The organism is Streptomyces solicavernae, from assembly GCF_029968095.1.
GTDB lineage: Bacteria > Actinomycetota > Actinomycetes > Streptomycetales > Streptomycetaceae > Streptomyces > Streptomyces solicavernae.
Window position 1 is genome coordinate 278,469 of sequence record NZ_JASCIR010000002.1, and the last position, 23,123, is coordinate 301,591.

At 72.0% G+C, this 23,123-nt stretch carries 18 protein-coding genes; 9 read left to right on the forward strand and 9 right to left on the reverse strand.

The window, feature by feature from the left end; translation table 11 throughout:
• The first annotated feature begins 89 nt into the window (after positions 1 to 89).
• The 6 genes from QIS99_RS03715 (at position 90) to dnaK (ending at position 7,525) form a co-directional block, all read left to right on the forward strand.
• A complete protein-coding gene (locus tag QIS99_RS03715; protein WP_282510321.1) occupies positions 90 to 2,297 on the forward strand; it encodes a phage holin family protein in 2,208 nt (735 codons plus the stop codon).
• A gap of 86 nt (positions 2,298 to 2,383) precedes the next feature.
• Positions 2,384 to 3,844, forward strand: a complete 1,461-nt coding sequence (locus QIS99_RS03720) for an amino acid permease (protein WP_282510323.1) — start codon at positions 2,384 to 2,386, stop codon at positions 3,842 to 3,844.
• An 88-nt stretch (positions 3,845 to 3,932) separates the two neighbouring features.
• Positions 3,933 to 4,244 (forward strand): hypothetical protein, encoded by a 312-nt coding sequence (locus QIS99_RS03725; RefSeq protein WP_282510325.1) that lies wholly within the window; start codon positions 3,933 to 3,935, stop codon positions 4,242 to 4,244.
• A gap of 220 nt (positions 4,245 to 4,464) precedes the next feature.
• The gene (locus QIS99_RS03730) at positions 4,465 to 5,013 is read left to right on the forward strand and encodes a nitrobindin family protein (RefSeq protein ID WP_282510327.1); all 549 of its coding nucleotides are present in this window, start codon (positions 4,465 to 4,467) and stop codon (positions 5,011 to 5,013) included.
• Positions 5,014 to 5,124: 111 nt separating this feature from the next.
• Positions 5,125 to 5,553, forward strand: coding sequence for an OsmC family protein (locus tag QIS99_RS03735; protein ID WP_282510329.1), 429 nt, complete (start codon positions 5,125 to 5,127; stop codon positions 5,551 to 5,553).
• 145 nt (positions 5,554 to 5,698) lie between these two features.
• Positions 5,699 to 7,525, forward strand: coding sequence for a molecular chaperone DnaK (dnaK, locus tag QIS99_RS03740; protein ID WP_282510331.1), 1,827 nt, complete (start codon positions 5,699 to 5,701; stop codon positions 7,523 to 7,525).
• An 81-nt stretch (positions 7,526 to 7,606) separates the two neighbouring features.
• Here the strand turns inward: dnaK and narI are convergent, their stop codons facing one another.
• Genes narI through QIS99_RS03760 form a run of 4 tightly spaced genes read right to left on the reverse strand, consistent with a single transcriptional unit; the run spans position 7,607 to position 14,236 of the window.
• Positions 7,607 to 8,332: a respiratory nitrate reductase subunit gamma gene (gene narI / locus QIS99_RS03745; protein WP_282510333.1), complete on the reverse strand. Its 726-nt coding sequence runs from the start codon at positions 8,330 to 8,332 to the stop codon at positions 7,607 to 7,609.
• A complete protein-coding gene (gene narJ / locus QIS99_RS03750) occupies positions 8,329 to 8,916 on the reverse strand; it encodes a nitrate reductase molybdenum cofactor assembly chaperone (RefSeq protein ID WP_282510335.1) in 588 nt (195 codons plus the stop codon). Before narJ ends, narI begins: the two co-directional genes overlap by 4 nt.
• The gene (gene narH, locus QIS99_RS03755) at positions 8,913 to 10,559 is read right to left on the reverse strand and encodes a nitrate reductase subunit beta (RefSeq protein WP_282510337.1); all 1,647 of its coding nucleotides are present in this window, start codon (positions 10,557 to 10,559) and stop codon (positions 8,913 to 8,915) included. Before narH ends, narJ begins: the two co-directional genes overlap by 4 nt.
• Positions 10,559 to 14,236, reverse strand: a complete 3,678-nt coding sequence (locus tag QIS99_RS03760) for a nitrate reductase subunit alpha (RefSeq protein WP_282510339.1) — start codon at positions 14,234 to 14,236, stop codon at positions 10,559 to 10,561. The genes narH and QIS99_RS03760 overlap by 1 nt, the downstream gene beginning before the upstream one ends.
• A gap of 189 nt (positions 14,237 to 14,425) precedes the next feature.
• Here QIS99_RS03760 and QIS99_RS03765 point away from each other — a divergent pair, with 189 nt between their 5' ends.
• The gene (locus tag QIS99_RS03765) at positions 14,426 to 14,827 is read left to right on the forward strand and encodes a hypothetical protein (RefSeq protein WP_282510340.1); all 402 of its coding nucleotides are present in this window, start codon (positions 14,426 to 14,428) and stop codon (positions 14,825 to 14,827) included.
• Here the strand turns inward: QIS99_RS03765 and QIS99_RS03770 are convergent.
• Positions 14,817 to 15,638 carry a helix-turn-helix domain-containing protein gene (locus tag QIS99_RS03770; protein WP_282510341.1) on the reverse strand — a complete coding sequence of 274 codons (822 nt, stop codon included), beginning with the start codon at positions 15,636 to 15,638 and terminating at the stop codon, positions 14,817 to 14,819. The genes QIS99_RS03765 and QIS99_RS03770 overlap by 11 nt on opposite strands.
• A gap of 81 nt (positions 15,639 to 15,719) precedes the next feature.
• Between QIS99_RS03770 and QIS99_RS03775 the strand changes: the two genes are divergently transcribed.
• Entirely contained in the window at positions 15,720 to 16,031 is a 312-nt protein-coding gene (locus QIS99_RS03775; RefSeq protein WP_282510342.1) for a 4a-hydroxytetrahydrobiopterin dehydratase, read from the forward strand.
• 137 nt (positions 16,032 to 16,168) lie between these two features.
• Positions 16,169 to 17,113, forward strand: coding sequence for a class I SAM-dependent methyltransferase (locus QIS99_RS03780; RefSeq protein WP_282510343.1), 945 nt, complete (start codon positions 16,169 to 16,171; stop codon positions 17,111 to 17,113).
• Between the two features lie 143 nt (positions 17,114 to 17,256).
• Here QIS99_RS03780 and QIS99_RS03785 read toward each other — a convergent pair whose 3' ends face one another.
• The 4 genes from QIS99_RS03785 to QIS99_RS03800 all read right to left on the reverse strand — a co-directional run bounded on the left by QIS99_RS03785 (position 17,257) and on the right by QIS99_RS03800 (position 23,062).
• The gene (locus QIS99_RS03785; RefSeq protein ID WP_282510344.1) at positions 17,257 to 18,090 is read right to left on the reverse strand and encodes an aldo/keto reductase; all 834 of its coding nucleotides are present in this window, start codon (positions 18,088 to 18,090) and stop codon (positions 17,257 to 17,259) included.
• A gap of 186 nt (positions 18,091 to 18,276) precedes the next feature.
• On the reverse strand, positions 18,277 to 19,062 hold the full coding sequence (locus QIS99_RS03790; RefSeq protein WP_282510345.1) for an ABC transporter ATP-binding protein: 786 nt from the start codon (positions 19,060 to 19,062) through the stop codon (positions 18,277 to 18,279).
• On the reverse strand, positions 19,059 to 21,791 hold the full coding sequence (locus QIS99_RS03795; RefSeq protein ID WP_282510346.1) for an ABC transporter permease subunit: 2,733 nt from the start codon (positions 21,789 to 21,791) through the stop codon (positions 19,059 to 19,061). Before QIS99_RS03795 ends, QIS99_RS03790 begins: the two co-directional genes overlap by 4 nt.
• Before the next feature lie 11 nt (positions 21,792 to 21,802).
• Positions 21,803 to 23,062 (reverse strand): ABC transporter substrate-binding protein, encoded by a 1,260-nt coding sequence (locus tag QIS99_RS03800; RefSeq protein ID WP_282510347.1) that lies wholly within the window; start codon positions 23,060 to 23,062, stop codon positions 21,803 to 21,805.
• Positions 23,063 to 23,123: the final 61 nt, after the last annotated feature.

The following is a 23,123-nucleotide window of genomic DNA, read 5'->3' on the forward strand; positions in this document are numbered from 1 at the left end:
GGAACGAAACCAGCCCGCCCGGCGCCCCCGTGGCAGGCTGGGACCGGGCCCGACCCCGAGAACCCCGGGCACCGGAACGTGAGGTGGACGTGGCCGACAGCAAGTGGCGCCAGACCGGACGGGCCGCACTGCGCATCGGCGCCGTCTGGGCGATCAGCACCGTCACGATGCTGGTCCTCGCCGGGCTCCTGCCGGAGTTCCGGCTGCAGTCGGAGAGCGGCGACAGCGCCACCCGCATCGGCATCACCGCCGCCATCGGCGCCGGCGTCTTCGGACTGCTCACCGCCCTGGTGTGGCCGCTGGTCGTCCGCGCGCTGCTCCTGGTCCCCGCCCTGGTCCTGGGCCTGCTCGTGTTCTTCCTCAACGGCTCCCTGCTGCTCGTCGCGCTCAGCCTGATCCCGGACGGGCGCGGCGAGTCCGACCCGCAGACCGCCGTGGTCGTCGCCGCCGCGATGTCCGCCGTGGCCTCGGCCGCGTCCACCGCGCTCGCCGTCCGCGACGACACCGCGTACCGCCGCAGGCTCTACCGCCTCGCCGACCGGCGCCGCCGCCGGGACGCCGCGATCGCCGGACCGCGCACCACCGGCACCGTCTTCCTGCAGCTGGACGGCGTCGGCCACGGCGTGCTGCGGGACGCCGTCGCGCAGGGCCTGATGCCGACCGTCGCGGGCTGGCTCGGCGCACGCCCCGGCGCCCGCCCCGGCGAGGTCCCCGGCGAGAGCCCCAGCCACCGCCTCACCCCGTGGCGCACCGACTGGTCCAGCCAGACCGGCGCCAGCCAGCTCGGCATCCTGCACGGCAGCAACCACGACGTGCCCGCCTTCCGCTGGCTGGAGAAGGAGCACGGCGAGGTCGTGGTCTGCAACCGGCCCGCGAGCGCCGCCGAACTCCAGCGCCGCGCCGTCGCCCGCACCGGCGACGCGGGCCTGCTCACCCTCGACGGCGCCAGCCGCGGCAACCTGTTCAGCGGCGGCGCCGACCAGCTCGCCCTGGTCCTCTCGGTCGCCGCCCGCCGCGGCCGCGCCAACCGGTCCCGCGCCGGGTACTTCGCGTACTTCTCCGACCCGGCGAACGCCGTCCGCACCGCGATGTCCTTCGTCGCCGAGGTGATCCGCGAGCTCGCCCAGTCCACCCGCGCCCGCCTGCGCCGCACCCGCCCGAGGGTGAGCCGCGGCGGCCTCTACCCGTTCATCCGCGCGTTCGCGACCGTCGTCGAACGGGACGTCGTCGTCGCCGCGGTGATCGGGGACATGCTCGCCGGGCGCAGCGCCGTCTACGCGGACCTGGTGGCGTACGACGAGGTGGCGCACCACTCCGGGCCGCGCAGCCGGGACGCCGAGCGGGTCCTGGCCCGCCTCGACCGCTCGCTGGCGCTGCTCGCCAAGGTCGCCGAGCACGCGCCCCGCCAGTACCGCATCGTGCTCCTCTCCGACCACGGCCAGAGCCCCGGCGAGACGTTCCACGCCCGCTACGGCCTCACCCTCGGCGACCTGGTGCGGGCCGGCTGCGGGCTGCCCGTGCCGCGCCGCGCCCGGCGCACCCACAGCGGCGCGGAGGCGCGCGCCGCCGTCCTCGCCGCGCTGCACCGGCCGGTGGAGGAGGGCGGCGAGCAGCGCAGGCCCGCGAAGCGCCGTGAGCCCGTCGTCCTGGCCTCCGGCAACCTCGGCCTGGTCTCCTTCCCCGACGTACGCGGCCGGATGACGCGCGAGCAGATCGACCGCCGCCACCCCGCGCTCCTGCCCACCCTGGCCAACCACCCGGGCATCGGCTTCCTGCTGGTCCGCAGCGAGGAGCACGGCCCGCTGGTGCTCGGCGCGCGCGGCGCCGAGATCCGCCTCGACGAGCTCCCCGACGACCCGGACCCGGCCCGACTCCCGGAGCCGCTGCGGGATTTCGGCCCGGCCGCGGTGACCGCGGTGCGGCGCACGGACGGCTTCCCGCACGTCGCCGACATCATGGTCAACTCCTCGTACGAACCGGGGGACGGTGCGGCGGGCGACGGCGAGGTGCTGGCCTTTGAAGAGCAGATCGGCTCGCACGGCGGCCTCGGCGGCGCCCAGGGCAGGCCCTTCCTGCTCTCCCCGTACACGCTGTCGCCGCCGGTCGGGGACGGGGTGGAACTCGTCGGCGCCGAGCAGGTGCACCGGGTCCTTCGCCGCTGGCTGCGCGAGGCGGCGGACGGGCCGCAGGTGCCGCTGGCCGCGGCGATCGACGGTACGGAGAATCGGCGCCCGCCCGCACCCGAAGGTGAAACTTTTGCGGCTGACAACCGAGCCGTGGAGGACAAAACCCACTGATTTGGTGCAGCGTTCAACGTGCCCGACTATGAGCCGTCGCCCGGCGATCCCGGGCGGACCCAGCACGACGAAAGGCGCACCACCCCATGCACGACACCGGACCCGCATCGACCCCGGATCCGGTTCCGGTACCGGCTTCGGCTCCAGCTCCGGCTCCGGCAGACCGAGGCGAGGCCGCTGAGATCGAACGGCGCGGAGAACTCGGCAAGCACGCCCGCCGCTTCGGACTCCCCATCGCCACCTGCCTGGTCATGGGCAACATCATCGGCGGCGGCATCTTCCGCCTCCCGCACGACGTCGCCTCCTACGGCACCATCAGCCTCGTCGCCTTCGCCGTGCTCACGCTCGGCGCGATCGCCCTCGCCCTGGTCTTCGGCCGGCTCGCCCAGCGCGACCCGCGCACCGGCGGCCCGTACGTCTACGCCCGCGAGGCCTTCGGCGACTTCGCCGGGTTCCTCGCCGCCTGGTCGTACTGGATCACCTCCTGGGTCTCCAACGCCGCGCTCGCCGTGGGCGCCGTCGGCTACCTCAACCTGCTGATCGACATCGACGGCCACTGGTGGACGATGTGCCTGGCCGCGCTCGTCGTCCAGTGGCTGCCGGGGCTCGCGAACCTCGCGGGTACGCGGTACGTGGGCGCGGTCCAACTCGTCGCGACCGTACTGAAGTTCGCGCCGCTGCTGCTCGTCGCGATCGGCGGGCTGTTCTTCTTCGACGCGGACAACCTGGGCCCGTTCCGGGCCGACCCGGACGCGAGCCCCGTCGGCGCCGTCTCGGCCGCGGCCGCGCTGCTGCTCTTCAGCTACCTCGGCGTGGAGTCCGCCGCCGTCAGCGCCGGTGAGGTGCGCGACCCGCGGCGCAACGTCGGCCGCGCCACCATCCTCGGCGTGCTCGGCGCCGCCTTCGTCTACCTGCTCGGCACGCTCGCCGTCTTCGGCACCGTCCCGCACGAACGCCTCATCGACAGCGAGGCCCCGTTCTCGGACGCGGTGAACGCGATGTTCGGCGGTACGTGGGGCGGCTCGCTCGTCGCCGTCGCCGCGGTGGTGTCCATCCTCGGCGCGCTCAACGGCTGGACGCTGCTGAGCGCCCAGGCACCGTTCGCCGCGGCCAAGGACGGCCTGTTCCCGGCGGTCTTCCTGAAGAAGCAGCGCGGCGTCCCCACCGCCGGCGTCGTGATCACGGTGATCCTCGCCTCGCTGCTCACCGTGTACAACTACGCCTCCGGCGAGGGCAAGGGCGACACCGAGGTCTTCACGCTCCTCGTCACGGTCACCACCTTCATGGCCACCGTCCCCTACCTCCTCGCCACCGCCGCCCAGATCTACCACCTGCTCTCCGGCCGGGCCGACCGCGTCCACCGCCCCCGCCTCGTCCGCGACGCGGTGATCGCCGCGACCGCCTGCGCCTTCTCCCTGTGGCTGGTCGGCGGCGCGGGCTACGCGGCGGTGTACCAGGGCGTGATCTTCCTCTTCGCGGGTGTGGTGGTGTACGCGGTGATGTCGGCCCGTAGGGAGAGGTCCGGGGCGGCGGACCGGGAGGCCTGAACCCCGGGGGCCGGTCGCGGAGTTGATCAGAGGGCCGCCTAGGGTCGTACGGTCCCACCCCTCGTACCTCTCGACCGCAGGAGCCCCGTTGAGCCAGAAGACCCGCGCGCAGGACCCGTCGACCCCGGCCTCGGGGGAGCGGCGGCAGGGGCCCATTCCCCAAAGTGAACTCGCCGTATGGATCGTGGCCATCCTGGGCTCCTGGTTCATCCTGGTGTTCTCGCTGCTGCAGCACCGCCACCAGTGGCTGACCGGGGTGAACGTGATCGCGGTCCACCTCGGCCTGTTCACGCTCCTCAACGCGGGGCGCCTGGGCCGTCCCGGCCTGGCCCGGGCGGCCCGTATCGTCCCCGCGGTGACGCTGGCGGCGAGCGTGGCGGCGCTGGCGTTCGTCCGCTAGCGGCTAGCGGCTAGCGGCTAGCGTCCCGGCCCGCCCGCGCCGCCTCCATCGGCCTGCGCCGCCCCGCCCGCTCCAGGGCGTACGCGCCCGCCACCGTGACCAGCCACACCGCCGGGCCGAACAGCGCCATCGACGCACCGAGTCGACCAAAGCAGCCCCCTGCCGCACCGATCGGACCGCTTAGGCTCCTCTCACCACCTGGCTCGACTGAGGAGTACCCGTGTCCGACCCCGCCCCCGCGTACCCGTACGCCGAATCCCACGACGCGGACGGAACCCCGGCCCCGCACCCGCTGCTCGCCCCTGTGCTCGGGCTGCTCGGGCGGTGGCGGGGCCGCGGGGAGGGCGCGTACCCGACGCTCGATGCGGACTTCGCGTACGCGCAGGAGGTCACGTTCAGCCACGACGGCCGCCCGTTCCTGCGGTACGAGGCCCGGGCCTGGCTCATCGACGCCGCCTCCGACGACGCGCCGCTGCGGCCCGCGGCCCGGGAGAGCGGCTGGTGGCGGCTGCAGCCGGACGGGCGCGTGGAGGCGCTGATCACGCAGCCCACCGGCATCGCGGAGATCGCGTCCGGCCACGCGGGCGACGGCACGGTCGACCTCACCACGCACCAGGTGGCGACCACCCCCACGGCCAAGCCCGTCGAGGCCACCCGCCGCCGCTACACCTTGACGGCCCCCGGCACCCTCACGTTCGTGCACGACATGGCGGCGGTGGGCCGGCCGATGCAACATCACCTCGCGGCCCGCCTCCACCGCGAGAAGTAGCCCCGGCGCGCAGCGCGCCCTCGCGTACGGAGTGTCCGATTCGGTCCGGTGTGGTCGGATGGGACCGGCGCTTCCGCAGCGCTCGAACCGTCCGCACAGGAAGGAACCGTCGTGGCCACGATGCGCACCGCGCACACCGTCTGGGAAGGCAACCTGCTGGAGGGCACCGGCAAGGTCGCGCTCGACTCGTCCGGGATCGGGCAGTACCCGGTGTCCTGGCCGTCCCGGGCCGAGGAGCCGAACGGGAAGACCAGCCCCGAGGAGCTGATCGCCGCCGCCCACTCCAGCTGCTTCTCGATGGCGCTCTCGCACGGCCTGAGCCAGGCCGGGACGCCGCCCACCAAGCTCGTCACGCAGGCGGAGGTCACCTTCCAGCCGGGCGAGGGGATCACCGGGATCCTGCTGATCGTCGAGGGCGACGTGCCCGGTCTCGACCAGGCCGCGTTCCTCAAGGCCGCCGAGGACGCCAAGGCCAATTGTCCGGTCAGCCAGGCGCTGTCCGGTACGGAGATCTCGCTCCGGGCCAATCTGGCTGCCTGACTCCGGCCCTTCGTCCGCCGTCGTCGTCCGGTGCCCCCCGCCGGACGGCGGCGGCGTCGCCGTATCGGGGCATTGACATAACGGCACTCAAGTTTTGTGCTGGAGGTAGGAAGCGGAGTGATGCGGCGCCCGGAAGGGGACTGACATGGCACGTGCGGTCGGGATCGATCTCGGTACGACGAACAGCGTGGTCTCGGTCCTCGAAGGCGGCGAGCCCACCGTCGTCGCCAACGCCGAGGGCGCGCGCACCACCCCCTCCGTCGTGGCCTTCGCGAAGAACGGCGACGTGCTCGTCGGCGAGGTCGCCAAGCGGCAGGCGGTGACCAACGTGGAGCGCACCGCCCGCTCCATGAAGCGGCACATGGGCGACGCGGACTGGCGCTTCCCCGAGCAGGGCCAGGTCGACGGCAGCAGGTTCACGCCGCAGGAGCTGTCGGCGCGGGTGCTGCAGAAGCTGAAGCGGGACGCCGAGGCATACCTCGGGGAGAACGTCACCGACGCCGTCGTCACCGTGCCCGCCTACTTCGACGACCACCAGCGCCAGGCCACCAAGGAGGCCGGGGAGATCGCCGGCCTGAACGTCCTGCGGATCATCAACGAGCCCACGGCCGCCGCCCTCGCGTACGGGCTCGACCGCGGGGACGAGCAGACCGTGCTGGTCTTCGACCTCGGCGGCGGCACCTTCGACGTGTCTCTCCTGGAGATCGGCGACGGCGTCATCGAGGTCAAGGCCACCAACGGCGACACTCTCCTCGGCGGCGACGACTGGGACCAGCGGATCGTCGACCACCTGGTCAAGCAGTTCAAGAGCGGGCACGGCATCGACCTCGGCCAGGACAAGATGGCCGTGCAGCGGCTCCGCGAGGCCGCCGAGAAGGCCAAGATCGAGCTGTCCTCGGCCGGTGAGACCCAGGTCAACCTGCCGTACGTCACCGCCTCCGCGGCGGGGCCGCTGCACCTGGAGGAGAAGCTGACGCGCACGCAGTTCCAGGAGCTGACGGAGGACCTCCTTGAGCGCTGCCGGGCCCCCTTCCACCAGGCCGTCAAGGACGCCGGGGTCAAGCTGGCCGCCGTCGACCACGTCATCCTCGTCGGCGGCTCCACCCGCATGCCCGCCGTCACCGAACTCGTCAAGGACCTCACCGGCAAGGAGCCGCACAAGGGCGTCAACCCCGACGAGGTCGTGGCGGTCGGCGCGACCCTGCAGGCGGGCGTCATCCGGGGCGACGTGAAGGACGTGCTGCTGCTCGACGTGACGCCGCTGTCGCTCGGCATCGAGACCAAGGGCGGCATCATGACCCGCCTGATCGAGCGCAACACCACGATTCCCACGCGCCGTTCGGAGGTCTTCACCACCGCCGCCGACAACCAGCCCTCGGTCGGCATCCAGGTCTTCCAGGGCGAGCGGGAGATCGCGTCGTACAACAAGAAGCTCGGCGTCTTCGACCTGACCGGGCTGCCGCCCGCGCCGCGCGGGGTGCCGCAGATCGAGGTGACGTTCGACATCGACGCGGACGGGATCATGCACGTCTCCGCGAAGGACCTGGCCACCGGGCGGGAGCAGAAGATGACCGTGACCGGCGGATCGGCGCTGCCCAAGGACGACATCGACCGCATGATGCGGGACGCCGAGCAGTACGCGGACGAGGACCGGCGCCGCCGCGAGGCCGCCGAGACCCGTAATGATGCCGAGCAACTCGTGTACCAGACGGAGACGTTCCTGCGGGAGAACGAGGAGCGGGTGCCGGCGGGGACCCGCGAGGAGGTGACCTCGGCGCTCACCGAGCTGAAGACCCTGCTCGACGCCCCGGACACGTCCTCCGAGACGCTGCGTCCGGCCGCGGACCGGCTGTCCGGGGCGGCCCAGCGGATGGGGCAGGCGATGTACGCGGCGCCTCGGCAGGAGGAGCAGCCGTCGGCGGACGAGGACGTGGTGGACGCCGAGGTCGTGGACGACCAGAAGCCACGATAGGGGCGCGGGGAACTGCGCGACCGGCCACGACGGCGCCGCAGCCGAACGACATCTCCGGGGCTCGGGCGCGGGGCCCCAGGCTCACAGCTTGCTCTTCTCCCAGCCCCGCCGCTCCGGCCGCGCCCCCAGCTGTCCCTCGTCGCGCGAGCGGTACACCACGTACGGGCGGAACAGGTACTGGACCGGCGCGCTGAACATATGGATCAGGCGGGTGAACGGGACCAGGGCGATCAGGAGCAGGCCGACGACCGCGTGGATCCGGTAGAGGAGCGGGACCCCGGCCATCCGGTCGATGTCCGGTTGCAGCGTGAAGAGGCTGCGGACCCAGGGGGCGATGGTCTGGCGGTAGTCGTAGCCCTCGCTGACCGAGGAGTGAGCGAGCTTGGCCCACATGCCGAGGACGATCGCCGCGAGCAGCACCAGGTACATCACCTTGTCGTTGGCGGTCGTCGCCTTGAAGACGGGCGCGTTGGTGCGGCGCCGGTAGAGCAGCATCAGGATGCCGAGGACCGCGAGGACGCCCGCCGCCGTGCCGCCGTACAGCGAGAGCAGGTGGTACGTGTGCTCGTTGAGGCCGACGTTGTCGGTCCACCGCTCCGGCACGAACAGGCCCATGACGTGGCCGACGACCACGAACAGGATGCCGTAGTGGAACATCGGCGAGGCCACGTTCAGGAGCCTCGACTCGTACACCTGGGACGAGCGGGTGGTCCAGCCGAACTTGTCGTAGCGGAACCGCCAGATCGTGCCCGCGACGAGCAGGACGACCGCGATGTACGGCAGGGCGCCCCACAGCAGCGTCTTCATGAGTGCCCTCCGACGGTCAGGTACGGGTCCAGGCCCACCTCCTCACGCGGCGGGCCCGAGCGGGCGAGCGCCCGGGCCTCCGCGCGGTCCTTGGGGGAGGGGCCGGGCAGCGTGCCGCAGATGGCGTCGAGGACCGTCGCGTACGGCGTGCCGTGTTCGGTGAGGGCGAGCCGCAACAGCTCCAGACCGGCCCGGTGTTCCTCCAGGAGGACCGGCCCGGCCACGGCGGAGAACTCCAGGACCGCCGGCAGGAAGTCCGGCAGCTCCTCGCCGGTGAAGTCCAGGCCGTGCGCCCGGTACGTCTCCTTGAACCGCACCAGCGTCATGCCGCGCCGGCGCGTGTCCCCGTCCCGCCACCAGCTCAGGTACAGGGAGTGCCGGTTCTTGAAGTCGAAGACCTGGACGTAGTGGGCCGCCAGTTCGCGCGGGCTCGTGGACTCCGCGTACGTGAGGAACGCGTCGAGGGCGGGCGGGGCCGCGGCCCGCAGGAGGGGGAGGCGCTCGCGGAACGCGTCGTCGGGGTAGGCGAGGCAGAGCGCCGCCGCCTGGTGGATCAGGGTGTGCTCGGGGCGGACATGGCTCACTGCTGCTCCCGTACGTCGTCGGGCTCTTCGTCGGAGGTCTGGCGCTTGCGCGCGGCGTGGAAGTTCTCGATGGTCACCAGCGGCAGCTGTTTGCCGCCGGAGTCCTGGCCGAACGGCCCGTCGCCGCCCATGCCGGGGCCGTCCGCGTGGTCGAGCGAGCAGGTGTCCGGGACCGCCGACTCCTCCAGGCGCCGGGCGTCGCCGACGGCCGCGGTGGGGATGACGTAGCGGTCCTCGTACTTGGCGACGGCGAGCAGCCGGTACATCTCCTCGATCCCGGGCCCGTCCATGCCGACCGCCTCGGCGATCGCGCGATCCGGCCGCTCACCGAGGTTGACCGCCCGCATATGGGCGCGCATCGCGGCGAGTTTCGTCAGCGACGACCGTACGGGCCCCACATCGCCCGCAGTGAAGATCTCCGCCAGGTACTCCAGGGGGATGCGGAGCGTGTCGATCGCGCCGAACAGGTTGTCCGCGTCCTCCCCGTCGTGCCCGGTCTCGGTGAGCGCGTCCACCACCGGGGAGAGCGGCGGGATGTACCAGACCATCGGCATCGTGCGGTACTCCGGGTGCAGCGGGAGCGCCACCTTGTACTTGCTGATCAGCGCGTGCACGGGGGAGCGGCGGGCCGCCTCCACCCAGTCGTACGGGATCCCGGCCCGCTCGGCCGCCTGCCGCACCCCGGCGTCCTCCGGGTCCAGGAACACGCCCAACTGGGCCTCGTACAGGGCCTGTTCGTCCTGCGTGGACGCGGCCTCGGTCACCTTGTCCGCGTCGTACAGGATCACCCCGAGATAGCGGAGCCGGCCCACACACGTCTCCGAGCAGACCGTCGGCAGGCCCACCTCGACGCGCGGATAGCAGAGCGTGCACTTCTCGGCCTTGCCGGTGGCGTGGTTGAAGTACACCTTCTTGTACGGGCAGCCCGTCACGCACTTGCGCCAGCCGCGGCAGCCGTCCTGGTCGACGAGGACGATGCCGTCCTCCGCCCGCTTGTACATCGCCCCGGACGGGCAGGACGAGACGCAGGACGGGTTGAGGCAGTGCTCGCAGATCCGCGGCAGATAGAACATGAAGGTCTGCTCGAACGCGAACTTGACTTTGTCCGCGGCCTGTCGGGCCTGCTCGTCGGCCTCGGCCTGCCGAGCCTGCCGGCGGACCTTCTCGACCATCGGGTCAAGGTCGCCGTACTCGGGCGCGCCGCCCAGGTTGTCGTCCCAGTTCGAGGACCACTCGACCTTCATCGGCTTGCCGTCGATCAGCGAGCGCGGCTCCGCCACCGGGTAGTCGTCGCCGAGCGGGGCGTCGGTGAGGTTCTTGTAGTCGTACGTCCAGGGCTCGTAGTAGTCCTTGATCTCCGGGAGCTTCGGGTTGGAGAAGATGGAGAGCAGGGACTTGATACGGCCGCCGTTCTTCAGTTTCAGGGCGCCGCGCCTGTTCAGCTCCCAGCCGCCCCTCCACTTCTCCTGGTCCTCGTAGCGCCGCGGATAGCCCTGGCCCGGGCGGGTCTCGACGTTGTTGAACCAGACGTACTCCATGCCGTTGCGGTTGGTCCACGCCTGCTTGCAGGTGACCGAGCAGGTGTGGCAGCCGATGCACTTGTCGAGGTTCATGACCATCGCGATCTGTGCCATCGGGCGCATCAGTACTCGACCTCCTGGTTGCGGCGGCGGATGACCGTCACCTCGTCGCGCTGGTTGCCTGTCGGACCCAAGTAGTTGAAGGCCCAGGAGAGTTGGGCGTAGCCGCCGATGAGGTGGGACGGCTTCATCAGGACCCGGGTCAGGGAGTTGTGGATGCCGCCGCGCTTGCCGGTGGTCTCCGTCCTCGGCACGTTCACCGTCCGTTCCTGGGCGTGGTGCATGTAGACCGTGCCCTCGGGCATGCGGTGCGAGACGATCGCGCGGGCCACCACCACACCGTTGCGGTTGACGGCCTCGATCCAGTCGTTGTCCGCCACGCCGATCGCGGCCGCGTCCTGCGGCGACATCCAGATGCACTGCCCGCCCCGGGACAGCGACAGCATGAACAGGTTGTCCTGGTACTCGGAGTGGATGGACCACTTGTTGTGCGGGGTCAGATAACGGACCGTGACCTGCTTCTGCCCGTCGGGGCCCAGCTCCGGTTCCCCGAACAGGCGGTTCATGTCGAGCGGCGGCCGGTACACGGGCAGCGCCTCGCCGAGTTCGTGCATCCAGTCGTGGTCCAGGAAGAAGTGCTGGCGCCCGGTGAGCGTGTGCCAGGGCTTCAGGTGCTCCGTGTTGAGCGTGAACGCCGTGTAGCGCCGCCCGCCGGACTCGCTGCCCGACCACTCCGGCGACGTGATCACCGGCACGGGCGCCGCCTGCGTGTCCGCGTACGTGATGCGCTTGCCCTCGGCCTCCGCCGCCAGGTGGGCCATCTCCTGCCCGGTGCGCTTCTCCAGGGTGTGGAAACCCTGCGTGGCGAGGCGGCCGTTGGTGGTGCCGGACAGGGCGAGGATCGTGTTGCAGGCCTTCACCGCGGTGTCCAGGAGCGGCCGCCCGTCCGCGGGCCCGCCGCGCGCCCGCCCGTTGCGCTCGCCCAGGTCGTCCACCTCGTGGTCGGGCCGCAGCGCGATGCCCTTCGCGGGCAGGCCCAACTCCTCGACCAGCGGGCCGAGGGACGCGAACTTGTCGCCGATCGCCGTGTAGTCCCGCTCCACCACCGTCAGGTTCGGCATGGTCTTCCCCGGCACCGGTTCGCAGTCCCCGCGCTTCCAGTCCCGTACGACACCTCCCGGCTGGGCCGTCTCGCCCGGGGTGTCGTGCTGCAGCGCGGTGGCCACCAGGTCCTTGCGTACGCCGAGGTGCGGTGCCGCCAACTCGCTGAGCTTTCGGGCGAGTTGGAGGAACGTCTCGAAGTCGGTGCGCGCCTGCCAGGGCGGGTCGACGGCCGGGGTGAAGGAGTGCACGTACGGGTGCATGTCCGTGGACGACAGATCGTGCTTCTCGTACCAGGTCGCGGCGGGCAGGACGACATCGCTCAGGAGTGTGGACGAGGTCTGCCGGAAGTCCAGGGAGAGCAGCAGGTCGAGCTTGCCCTCGGGCGCCTCCTCGTGCCAGGTCACCTCGCTCGGCCGCTCGTCCGGGCCGGCCTCCTCGGCGCGCAGCGACGAATGAGTGCCGAGCAGATGCCTGGTGAAGTACTCGGCACCCTTCGCGGACGAGCCGAGCAGGTTGGCCCGCCACAGGGTCAGCACACGCGGCCAGTTCTCCGGCGCGTCCGGGTCCTCGCAGGCGAACTTGAGGCTGCCGTCCCTGAGTTGGGCGACCGTGTCGGCCACGTCCTGCTCGCCGAGGTCCAGGGAGTTCCGGTCGAACGTCGGGTACGACGGCATCCAGCCGAGCCGCGCCGACTGCGCCAGGCAGTCCGCCCCGGTCATCCCGTCGAAGCGGCCCTCGCCCAGCGGCGAGGCGAGCACATCCGCCGCGAAGCGGTCGTAGCGCCACTGGTCGGCGTTGAGGAACCAGTAGGCGGCGCCGATCATCTGCCGCGGCGGCCGCGACCAGTCGCCCGCGCCCGCGAGCGTCGCCCAGCCGGTGACCGGGCGGCACTTCTCCTGCCCGACATAGTGGGCCCACCCGCCGCCGTTGCGGCCCTGGCAGCCGGTCAGGGTGAGCAGCGCGAGGAAGCCGCGGTAAATGGTCTCGGAGTGGAACCAGTGGTTGGTGCCCGCGCCCATAAGGATCATGCAGCGCCCGCGTGACTGCTCGGCGGTCCGCGCGAACTCCCGGGCGATCTTCACGGCCTTCGCCGCCGGTACGGAGGTGTGCGCCTCCTGCCAGCCGGGCGTGCCGGGCGAGTCGGTGTCCTCGTACGACTGCGGCCACGCGCCGGGCAGGCCCTCGCGGCCCACCCCGTACTGGGCGAGCAGCAGGTCGAAGACCGTGGTGACCAGCGGTCCTTCCCGGCCGCCGAGCCGGGTTGCGGGCACACCCCGGGCGAGCACCTCGCCGCGCCCCTGACCGTGCGCCCCGCCGTCCGTGTCGAAGCGGGGCAGCAGCACCTCGACTCCGGTCGCGAAGTCCTGCCCGTGCAGGGAGAGTTGCGGCGAGACCGAGCCCAGCTGCAGATTCCACTTGCCCTTGCCGGACTCGGTCCAGCGGAAGCCCAGCGAGCCGTTGGGCACGGCAGGCTGCCCGGTGTTCTCGTCGAGCACGACGGTCTTCCACGCGCCGCCCTCGCCGTCGTCGCCCAGGTCCGAGGAGCGCAGGAACTTGTCCGGGACGTAGGAGCCGTCCTTCTCCTTGAGCGTCACCAGGAACGGCAGGTCCGTGAACTTGCGGACGTAGTCGTCGAAGAACTCCGTCTTCCTGTCGACGAAGAACTCCTTGAGGATGACGTGCCCCATCGCGATCGCCAGGGCGCCGTCCGTCCCGGGATGCGGGTGCAGCCACTCGTCGGCGAACTTCGCGTTGTCCGCGTAGTCCGGCGCCACGACCACGACCTTCTGGCCCCGGTAGCGTGCCTCGGCCATCCAGTGCGCGTCCGGCGTCCGCGTCACCGGGACATTCGAACCCCACATCATCAGATAGGCCGCGTCCCACCAGTCACCCGACTCCGGTACGTCGGTCTGGTCGCCGAAGACCTGCGGGGAGGCAACGGGGAGGTCCGCGTACCAGTCGTAGAACGACAGCATCGGCGCGCCGATGAGGGAGTGGAAACGGGCGCCCGCCGCGTGCGACACCATCGACATCGCCGGAATCGGCGAGAACCCCGCGATCCGGTCGGGGCCGTACTTCCTGATGGTGTGGACATGCGCCGCCGCGACGATCTCAAGCGCCTCGTCCCACGTCGCCCGCACCAACCCGCCCTTGCCGCGCGCCACTTGGTACGTACGCCGCCGCTCCGCGTCGTCCTGGATGTCCGCCCAGGCGAGCACCGGGTCCTTCCACCGCTGCTTCGCCTCGCGGTACAGGTCGAGCAGCACGCCCCGGACGTACGGGTAGCGCACCCGCGTCGGCGAGTACGTGTACCAGGAGAACGCGGCGCCGCGCGGGCAGCCGCGCGGCTCGTACTCGGGGCGGTCCGGGCCGACCGACGGGTAGTCCGTCTGCTGCGTCTCCCACGTGATGATGCCGTCCTTGACGTACACCTTCCAACGGCAGGAACCCGTGCAGTTCACGCCGTGCGTGGAGTTCACCACCTTGTCGTGGCTCCACCGGTCCCGGTAGAACGCGTCCGCCTGCCGGCCGCCGGACCGCTCGATGCTGTGCAGGTCGGGCGCCGCCTTGCCGCGCCGGAAGAACCTGCCGGCGCGCAGCAGCGCGGCGCCCGGTTCCGTCACATGGTCGGTCACCGCAGAGCTCCCTCGGAACGTGGGACAACGCCTCCGGCGAACGTAAGCGGGATGCGGGGCGGCTACATCTTCGCGGGGGCCGTCCGGGGCTCGCTTACCCCTGACGTAATCGACGGTCCCGACCGCGCCCGGCAGAGTCGTCGTACCGGGCCCGAGCCGATCGTGGCCGCCGACCGAGAGGAACCGATCATGTCGACTCCTTCGCTCACCCTGCGCCGCCTCCTCGCCCTCGACGCCGTGGGCACCGGCGCCAACGGCCTTGCCTACACCGCCGCCTCCGGGCCGCTGGGCCGGTTCCTCGGCGTCGACCCCGGGCTGCTGCTCGCCCTCGGCCTGGGGCTCGCGCTCTACGCGGGCGGCGTCGGGCTGCTCGCCACCAGGTCGAGGCCGCCGGTACTCGCCGTGAACGCGGTCGTCGACATCAACGCGGTCTGGGCCGCGCTCAGCCTCGTCGCGCTCGCCGCGTGGCTGGAGCCGAGCGCGGCGGGCGCCGTGTACATCACGGTGCAGGCGCTCGTCGTGGCCGCCTTCGCCGTCGCGCAGTACGTGGCCCTGCGGGGCGGGCGGGCCGGGGTGCCGGTCAGGGCATGAGCTCCCGCAGATGCTTGGCCGTCGCCGGGTCGGCCGGGAGCAGCGTCTCCACGGCCAGCTCGGCGACCGTCACGTCCAGCGGCGTGTTGAACGTCGCGATCGACGACACGAACGACAGCTGCCGGCCCTGGTGCTCCAGGCGCAGCGGCAGCGCGAAGTACGGCACCGGCGGCTCGTCCGGGTCCGGCCGCTCGCCCGGGTCCGCCACCGGGTAGGCCGCGACCTCCTCGTACAGCTCGCGCAGCGCGTCCGAGCGGTGCAGGGCGATCTGGTGCTCCATCTGGTCAAGGAGATGCGCCCGCCACTCGCCCAGGTTGCGGACCCTCGCGGCCAGGCCCTCCGGGTGCAGGGTGAGGCGCATGACGTTCAGCGGCGGCGCGAGCAGGTGCTCCGGCACGCCGTCGAGGAGCATCGCCATGCCCCGGTTCGCGGCCACCACGTCGTACCTCGCGTCCACGACCAGGGCCGGGTACGGCTCGTATCCCTGAAGCAGCTGGTCGAGGCCGGTGCGCAGGGCGTCCAGGGACGGGTCGTCGAGCGGGGTCTCCGGGAAGCGCGGCGCGTACCCGGCGGCAAGGAGCAGCGCGTTCCGCTCCCGCACGGGGACGTCCAGGTGGTCGGCGAGGCGCAGCAGGAACTCCTCGCTGGGGCGGGAGCGGCCGGTCTCCACGAAGCTGATGTGCCGGGCCGAGGAGTCGGCGCGCAGCGCCAGCTCCAGTTGGCTGATGCGGCGCCGCTGCCGCCAGCCGCGCAGGAGCGGGCCGACTCCCTTGTCCCGTACGGCAGTTGGCCTCCGTTGGGTGCTGGTCATGACAGGACGGTAACCGATCCGGGGCGCGGCGGCTGTGGCAGGCTGACGGCGAGGCCCCGTACGACTTTGAGGAGCACGGCCATGGCACTGGCACCGCTGTCGCAGCAGGAGATCGACGACCGGCTCGCGGAGCTGCCCGGCTGGGAGTTCCGGGACGAGAAGCTGCGGCGCACCTACCGCCTCGGCTCGCACTTCGCGGCGGCGGCGCTGGTGCTGCACATCGCGCAGGTGCAGGACGAGCTGGACCATCACTCGGACCTGACGCTCGGGTACAACAAGGTCGCGCTGTCCGTGAACACCCACAGCGTGGGCGGGGCGGTCACGGAGAAGGACTTCGGGCTGGCGGGACGGGTGGAGGCGCTGTCCCAGGGGCACGGGGTCAAGGCGACGTGAGGGCGGCATGAGGGCGCCATGAGGGCAACGTGAGGCGGCGTGCCGGACCTTGCCGGAACCGCAACAGGATTCGCCCGGCACATCCACGTACGCGCACGCTGGCCCCCGTACACGTACCACCTGAGGGGCGACCACACATGGGCGATCACCGGCACGGCCACGGCGCGCACGGCCAAAGCACGGATGAGCAGGGCACGCACGAGCAGGGCACGCACGAGTGCCCCGCGCACGGCCACGCGCACGCGGACGTCGACTGGGCGGAGATGAGCGCGAGCCTGGAGCGGCGGGCCGAGGCGTATGCGCCGCTGACCGCGCAGATCATCGAGCAGGTACGGGCCGTGCAGCCCCAGCCGCGCCGGATCGTCGACGCGGGCAGCGGCCCCGGCGTCGTGACCTGCGCGCTCGCCGCCGCCTTCCCGCAGGCCGAGGTCGTCGCCGTGGACGGCACGCAGGCCCTGCTCGACCTGACCGCACGGCGGGCCGAACGCGTGGGGCTCGGCGACCGGGTCCGTACCCGCCTCGCCGACCTGCCCGACGGCCTCGCGGACCTCGGCGGGGCGGACGTGATCTGGCTCGGCCTCGCCCTGCACCACCTCGGCGACCAGCGCGCCGCGCTCGCCGAGTTCGCCCGGCACCTCGCGCCCGGCGGGGCCCTCGTCCTCCTGGAGGGCGGGCTTCCGGCGCGCTACCTGCCGCGGGACATCGGCATCGGCCGCCCCGGACTGCAGGCCCGGCTCGACGCGGCCCAGGAGACCTGGTTCAACGAGATGCGCGCCGCCCTGCCCGACGCCAAGGACGAGGTCGAGGACTGGGGCGCGCTGCTCACCGCCGCCGGACTCGCGCACGTCGAGACCCGCACCCATCTGCTCGACCTGCCCGCGCCCGCCTCCGGCACGGTCCGCGCCCATGTCGCCGACGTCCTCGGGCGACGCGCCGGCGGCCTGCGCGAGGGGCTTGACGCGGACGACGCCGCCACCGTCGGCCGGCTCCTCGACCCGGACGACGAGGCGGGCCTCGACCGGCGGCCGGACGTGTTCCTCCTGGCCACCCAGACCGTGCATCTCGGGAAGCGGGCCGCCTGACACGCGCGGGCCCGCTGACACGCGCGGGCCCGCTGACACGCGTACGAGCACGGCGGAGCCGCCGTGCTCCTACGCCGGCGGAGCCGCCGTCCGGAACACCTCCGGGCGGCGGCTCCGCCGGTGCCGTGTGCGACTCGGCCGCCTCAGACCACGTCGAACGTCGCCGGGTCCGGGCCCAGCCGCTTGCCCTCGTCGAGCGCCGCGATCGCGGTCAGGTCCTCGTCGTCGAGCTCGAAGCCGAACACGTCGAGGTTCTCCCGGATCCGGGACGGCGTCACGGACTTCGGGATCACCACGTTGCCCAGCTGGAGGTGCCAGCGCAGCACGACCTGGGCCGGGGTGCGGTCGTGCTTGCGCGCGATCGCCACGATCGTCGGCACGTCGAGCAGGCCCTTGCCCTGGCCGAGCGGCGACCAGGCCTCGGTCGCGATGCCGCGCCGCGCGTGCGCCGCGCGGGACTCGGACTGCTGCAGCTGCGGGTGCAGCTCGATCTGGTTGAGCGCCGGCACGACCGACGTCTCGCCGAGCAGCCGCTCCAGGTGCTCGGGCAGGAAGTTCGAGACGCCGATGGCCTTCGCGCGGCCGTCGGCGTAGATCTTCTCGAACGCCTTGTACGTGTCCACGTACTCGTCCCGGGACGGGAGCGGCCAGTGGATCAGGTACAGGTCGACGTGGTCCAGGCCGAGCTTGTCGAGGGAGGCGTCGAAGGCGCGCAGCGTCGAGTCGTAGCCCTGGTCGGAGTTCCACAGCTTGGTGGTGACGAACAGCTCGTCACGCGCGATGCCCGACGAGGCGAGCGCCCGGCCCGTGCCCCTCTCGTTCTCGTACGCGGCGGCCGTGTCGATGCTGCGGTACCCGGCCTCCAGGGCGGTGCCGACCGCGCGCTCCGCCTCGTCGTCCGGCACCTGCCAGACGCCGAAGCCGAGCTGCGGCATGGCGACGTCGTTGTTGAGGGTGATGGTGGGGACCTTGCTCACGAGCTCTCGATCCTTCGGTGGTGGGTGGTACTCACATCGTCAACGATCTCTCCCTGCCGTGCATTCCGGTTCCCGGGCGCGTGCAGGGCCTATCCCCGCGGGCGCGTGCAGGGCCTATTCCCGCGGCACGTGCAGGGCCTATTCCCGCGGCACGTGCAGGGCTTATTCCCGCGGCACGTGCACGGCTCACGCCGTCGACCGCGCCGGGAGCCCCAGATACGCCTCCCGCACCCTCGGGTCGGCCCGCACCTCGGCCGGGGTGCCCTCCGCCAGGACCGCGCCGAGGTCGAGGACGACGACGCGGGCGCACAGCTCCATGACGAACGCCACATTGTGCTCGACCAGCAGCACCGCACAGCCCGTCTCGTCCGCGAGATGCCGTACGACGGCCGACAGCTGGGCGCGCTCCGCGGCCGTCATCCCCGACGCGGGCTCGTCCAGGAGCAGCAGCCGGGGCGGGTCGGCGAGGGCCCGCGCCAGCTCGACCATGCGGGCCCGGCCGACCGGCAGGGCGCCCGCGCTGCCGTCCGCCAGGCCGTCGAGACCGCACTCCTTGAGCACCTCCGACGCCCTTGCCCGGCGGGCCCGTTCACGCCTGCGGCGGCCGGGCGCACCGACCGCGTCGGCCACGAGCCCGCCCCCGCCGCCGCGCCACTCCTGGGCCACCAGCAGATGGTCGGCGACGGTCAGCTGGCCGAAGAGCTGCTGACGCTGGAACGTACGCCGCATGCCGTGCCGGGCCCGCCAGACGGTGGAGCGCCGGGTGATGTCGGCCCCGTCGAGCAGGACGCGGCCGGAGTCCGGGCGGCGGATACCGGAGACCACGTCGAACAGGGTGGTCTTCCCGGCCCCGTTGGGCCCGATAAGGCCGCAGACCTCGCCGGGGCGGACGGCGATCCGCGCGTCCCGCAGGGCCCGTACGCCGCCGAACCGGACGTCGATCCCGCTCGCTTCGAGCACGTGATGCTTCATGGCCCGCTCACCTCTGTACGTGTGTCGTTCCCCTCGGTGCGTGTGTCGATCCCCAGGTACGCCTCCGTCAGCCGGTCCGCCTCGACCTCCGCGCGCGGGCCGCACCAGGAGACGCGGCCCTGGGCCAGGTACGCGACCCGGTCGGCGACGCCCAGGATCTCGGCGGCCTTCTCCTCGACGAGCAGCAACGCCGTACCCGCGTCCCGCAGTTCGGTCAGCAGCCGGAACACCTCGTCGACGACGCGCGGTGCGAGTCCGAGGGACGGCTCGTCGGCGATCAGCACCTTCGGTGGGCGCTGCAACAGCGGGGCGAGGGCGAGGAGTTGCTGCTCACCGCCGGAGAGCGAGCCGGCGCCGACGGTGCGGCGGGCGGCGAGCGCGGGGAACCGCTCGTACACCGCGTCGCGGTCGGTGCGGTGCGGCAGGTGCAGGGTGAGGTTCTCGTCGATGGTGAGTGCCGGGAAGATGCCGCGGCCTTCGGGGGCGAGGAGGACGCCTTCGCGGGAGCGGTGGACGGGGGTTTGCCGATTTGCGTCCCGGCCGTCCATCAGCACCTGGCCGGTGCGGGGCGTCAGGAGTCCGGCTGCTACTCGGCAAGTGGTGGTTTTTCCTGCGCCGTTGGGGCCCAGAAGGGCGAGGATTTCACCCCGGCGAACGGTCAAGGTCACGCCGTGGAGGACGGGGGCTCCGTCGTATCCCGCGTGTATCTCGTGGAGAGTGAGGGCGCTGTCTTCCTCTGCCGCGTATGAGGACGAGCCCGGAGGGCGATCTGCGATGCGGCTGTCCGCAGGACTTTCGGGAAGGGGCGGGGCAGGGGAAGAAGAGACCCGGTGCCGATGCCTCCGTACCGACACCGCCGCGCAATACCCGTCCGGGTCGTTCGCCAACGCCAGCCCCGCCAGCCCGAAAAGAATCACCGGCAGATGCGCGGACTCCGTCACGTAGTCCGCGATCAGGTGCGGGGCGAGCGCGAACACCAGCCCCGCCACCACCGCGAACTGCGGCCGCCGCACGCCCGCCGCCACGACCACCGCGAGCCAGATCAGGCCCGTCATCGCGGTGAAGTCGGTTGCGGTGATCCGGGTGTTGTACGAGGCGTACATGACCCCGCCGAACCCGGCGAGCCCCGCCGACAGCGTGAACAGGAGCAGTTTCGTACGGACGACGGAGACGCCGGAGGCCATCGCCGCCGCAGGAGCGGACCGTACGGCGAGCATCGCGCGCCCCGTGGGCGAGTTGCGCAGCGCGCTGAGGGCCGCCACGACCGCCGCGACGAGGACGAGCAGGGCGACACCGAGGGCCCGGTCGTCGCCCAGGTCCACGGGACCGAAGACCGGCCGCGGGATCGCCCAGCCCGTGTCGCCGTTCCTCAACCACCCCGTCTGGAAAAGCACTTGGTCGGCGAGAAACGCGAGCGCGAGCGTCGCGAGGGCGAGGGAGCGGCCGCCCAGGCGCAGCGCGGGCAGCGCGACCAGGGCGCCGAGCAGCGCGGCCGCACACGTACCGACGAGCGTCGCACCGAGGAACGGCCAGCCCTGACTCATCAGCAGCCCGGCGACCAGGGCCGCGCCCGTGACGAACGTGGCCTGCGCGAGCGAGACCATCGCGCCCAGCCCCGTGACCACCGTGAAGGAGAGGAAGACGAGCGAGACGGCGAGGCCCTGGGCCAGGATGCCGCTCCAGAACGGGGTCGTGACCGTGTAGAAGGCGATCGCGAGCAGTGCCGCGCCCGCCGCCCACGGCCCCCAGCGCCGTCCCCATGAACGGCCCGCGAGATAGTCCGGCGGCGGCGCGTCCACGGCGGCGGTGCCCGCGGTGCGCTGCCGCCGGGCCATGAGCAGCAGCCCGGCGAAGAGGATCAGGAACGGCACGGCCGTACGGAATCCGGTGAGGCCGTCGGCGAACGAGGCGTACCCGGCGACGAGGTTCTGCAGGACTCCGAGCGCCAGGCCGCCCGCGAAGGCGAGCGGGATGGAGGCGAAGCGGCCGAGGACGGCGGCGGTCGCGGAGACGAAGAGGAACAGGGTGAAGTCGTGGGCGGAGAGCCCGAGGAGCGGAGTTGCCAGCACTCCCGCCAGACCCGCGAGCGCGGACGACAGCATCCATGCCACCGACGACAGCCGGTCGGCGCTCATGCCGCGCAGCTCGACCAGGGAGCGGTTGTCGACGACGGCGCGCAGGCGAAGCCCGAGCGGGGTGTGCCGGAGGAGCAGCCACAGGCCCGCGGCGACCACGGCCGTGGTGACCCAGGTGATCAGCTGGTCCGAGTCGACGCCCACGCCGTCCATCAGCTGCCAGGACACGGCGGGGCTCGGCCCGACGCCGGGCAGCCCGAACTGGTTCTCGGCGGGTTGCACGGGCGCGCCCGCCTGCTCAAGCAGCTCGACGATCCACAGGCCGAGCGCGGGCAGCGCCACCAACAGGCCGATGGTGGCGACTATTTGGGCCGTCTCGCCGACCTTGGCCAGCTTGCGGAACATCAGCCGGTCCAGGCCCCAGCCGAGCCCCGGCGCGACCACGCAGACGAGCAGCAGCGCGGTCGGTACGGCGGGCCAGCCGAAGGCGGAGTGCAGTTCGTGGAAGGCGAGCGCGCACAGGTACGCGGTCGCGCCGTGGGCGAAGTTGAAGAGCCCGGACGCCGAGTAGGAGAGCACGAGCCCGGTGGCGAGCAGCGCGTACAGCGCGCCCGAGACGAGACCGCTGAGGACGAAACCGAGAAGGTCAGCCATCGGTGGCCGCCCTACTTGAAGGGGATGGGTTCGTAGCACCGATACGGCGACGACACCTCGTACCGGCCGTTCTTGAGCTGCACGAGCGCGCCGCAGCCGAAGGACTCCTTCTGGCCCATGGGCAGTTCGCGGTCGCCGACCAGCGTGCCCTTGTCCTTGAAGCCTTTGGCGGCCTCCTGGAAGGAGGCGGTGGTGAGGTCGCGGCCGGCCTTCTCGGCGATGGCGAGGAACAGGTCGGCGGACATATAGCCCGTCATCATGTGCATGTTGAGAGGCACGTCCTTGCCGGCGGCCTTCCTGATGTCCGCCTTGAACTGCTTCATCCGCGCGCTGTCCGATTCGAACGGCTCGAAGGTGAGCAGCACATGCACCCCGTCGAGCGCCTTCCGGCTGGTGCTCTTGGCGAGCAGCCCGGGGTCGTAGTCGGTGGGGTCGGTGAGGACGCCCTGGTAGCCGGTCCGCTTGAGCGCCGTGAACAGGCCGATGTTGTACGGGGTCTGCATCACGGAGACCACCGCGTCCGGCGCCTTCCCGCCGTCGCTGCGCAGGATCTCCTTGGTGTACGCGGACCAGTCGCTGGGCGTGGACGTCGCGGGGACGACGGCCTTCGCGTACGTCACGTCGAAACCGGCGGCGGCGAAGCCCTGCTTGTAGGTGCGGATGGCGAAGGTGCCGGCGTCGTTGTCGTTGGCGAGGATCGCGACGGACTTGCCCCGCGCGCCGCCCATCACCTCGGCCAGGCCTTTCTGCCAGGCCTGGGTGAGAGTGCCGCCCGGCATCGGGACCAGGCAGCCGGTGAAACCGTAGATGTACTCGGGCCCGCAGAACTGCGGGACGGTGCCCCAGCCGAACGTCGGCACCTGCTCCTTGTTCAGGAAGTCCGCGCCGGAGAAGGTGACCGAGCTCATCGGGGAGATCGCGAACACCTTGTCCTGCTGGACGAGTTTGCGGGCCGCGGCGAGGTTCTTGGCGGGGTTCTGGCCGTCGTCCTCCGCGCCCAGGTAGTCGATCTTCCGGCCGTTGACGCCGCCCTCGGCGTTGGCGCGGTCGTAGCGGGCCTTCGCGCCGAGGTCGGTGTCCCGTTTGCTGTACCCGCTGGACGTGGTCATGGAGACGATGCCGCCGACCTTGATGCTGTCGTCGCTCACGCCGCGCGCCGAACCGCCCTTGTCTCCGCCGGAGGCGGAGGTGGCGGCGGAGTTGCAGGCGGTCGCGGCGAGCAGCAGGGCGGCAGCGGCGGCGAAGGTGCGGGTGCGGTTGCGTCGAGGCACTGGCCTGATCCCTCCGTCGAAGTGAGGGGGATTCTGCGGGCAACCTGATGAACCGTCAAGA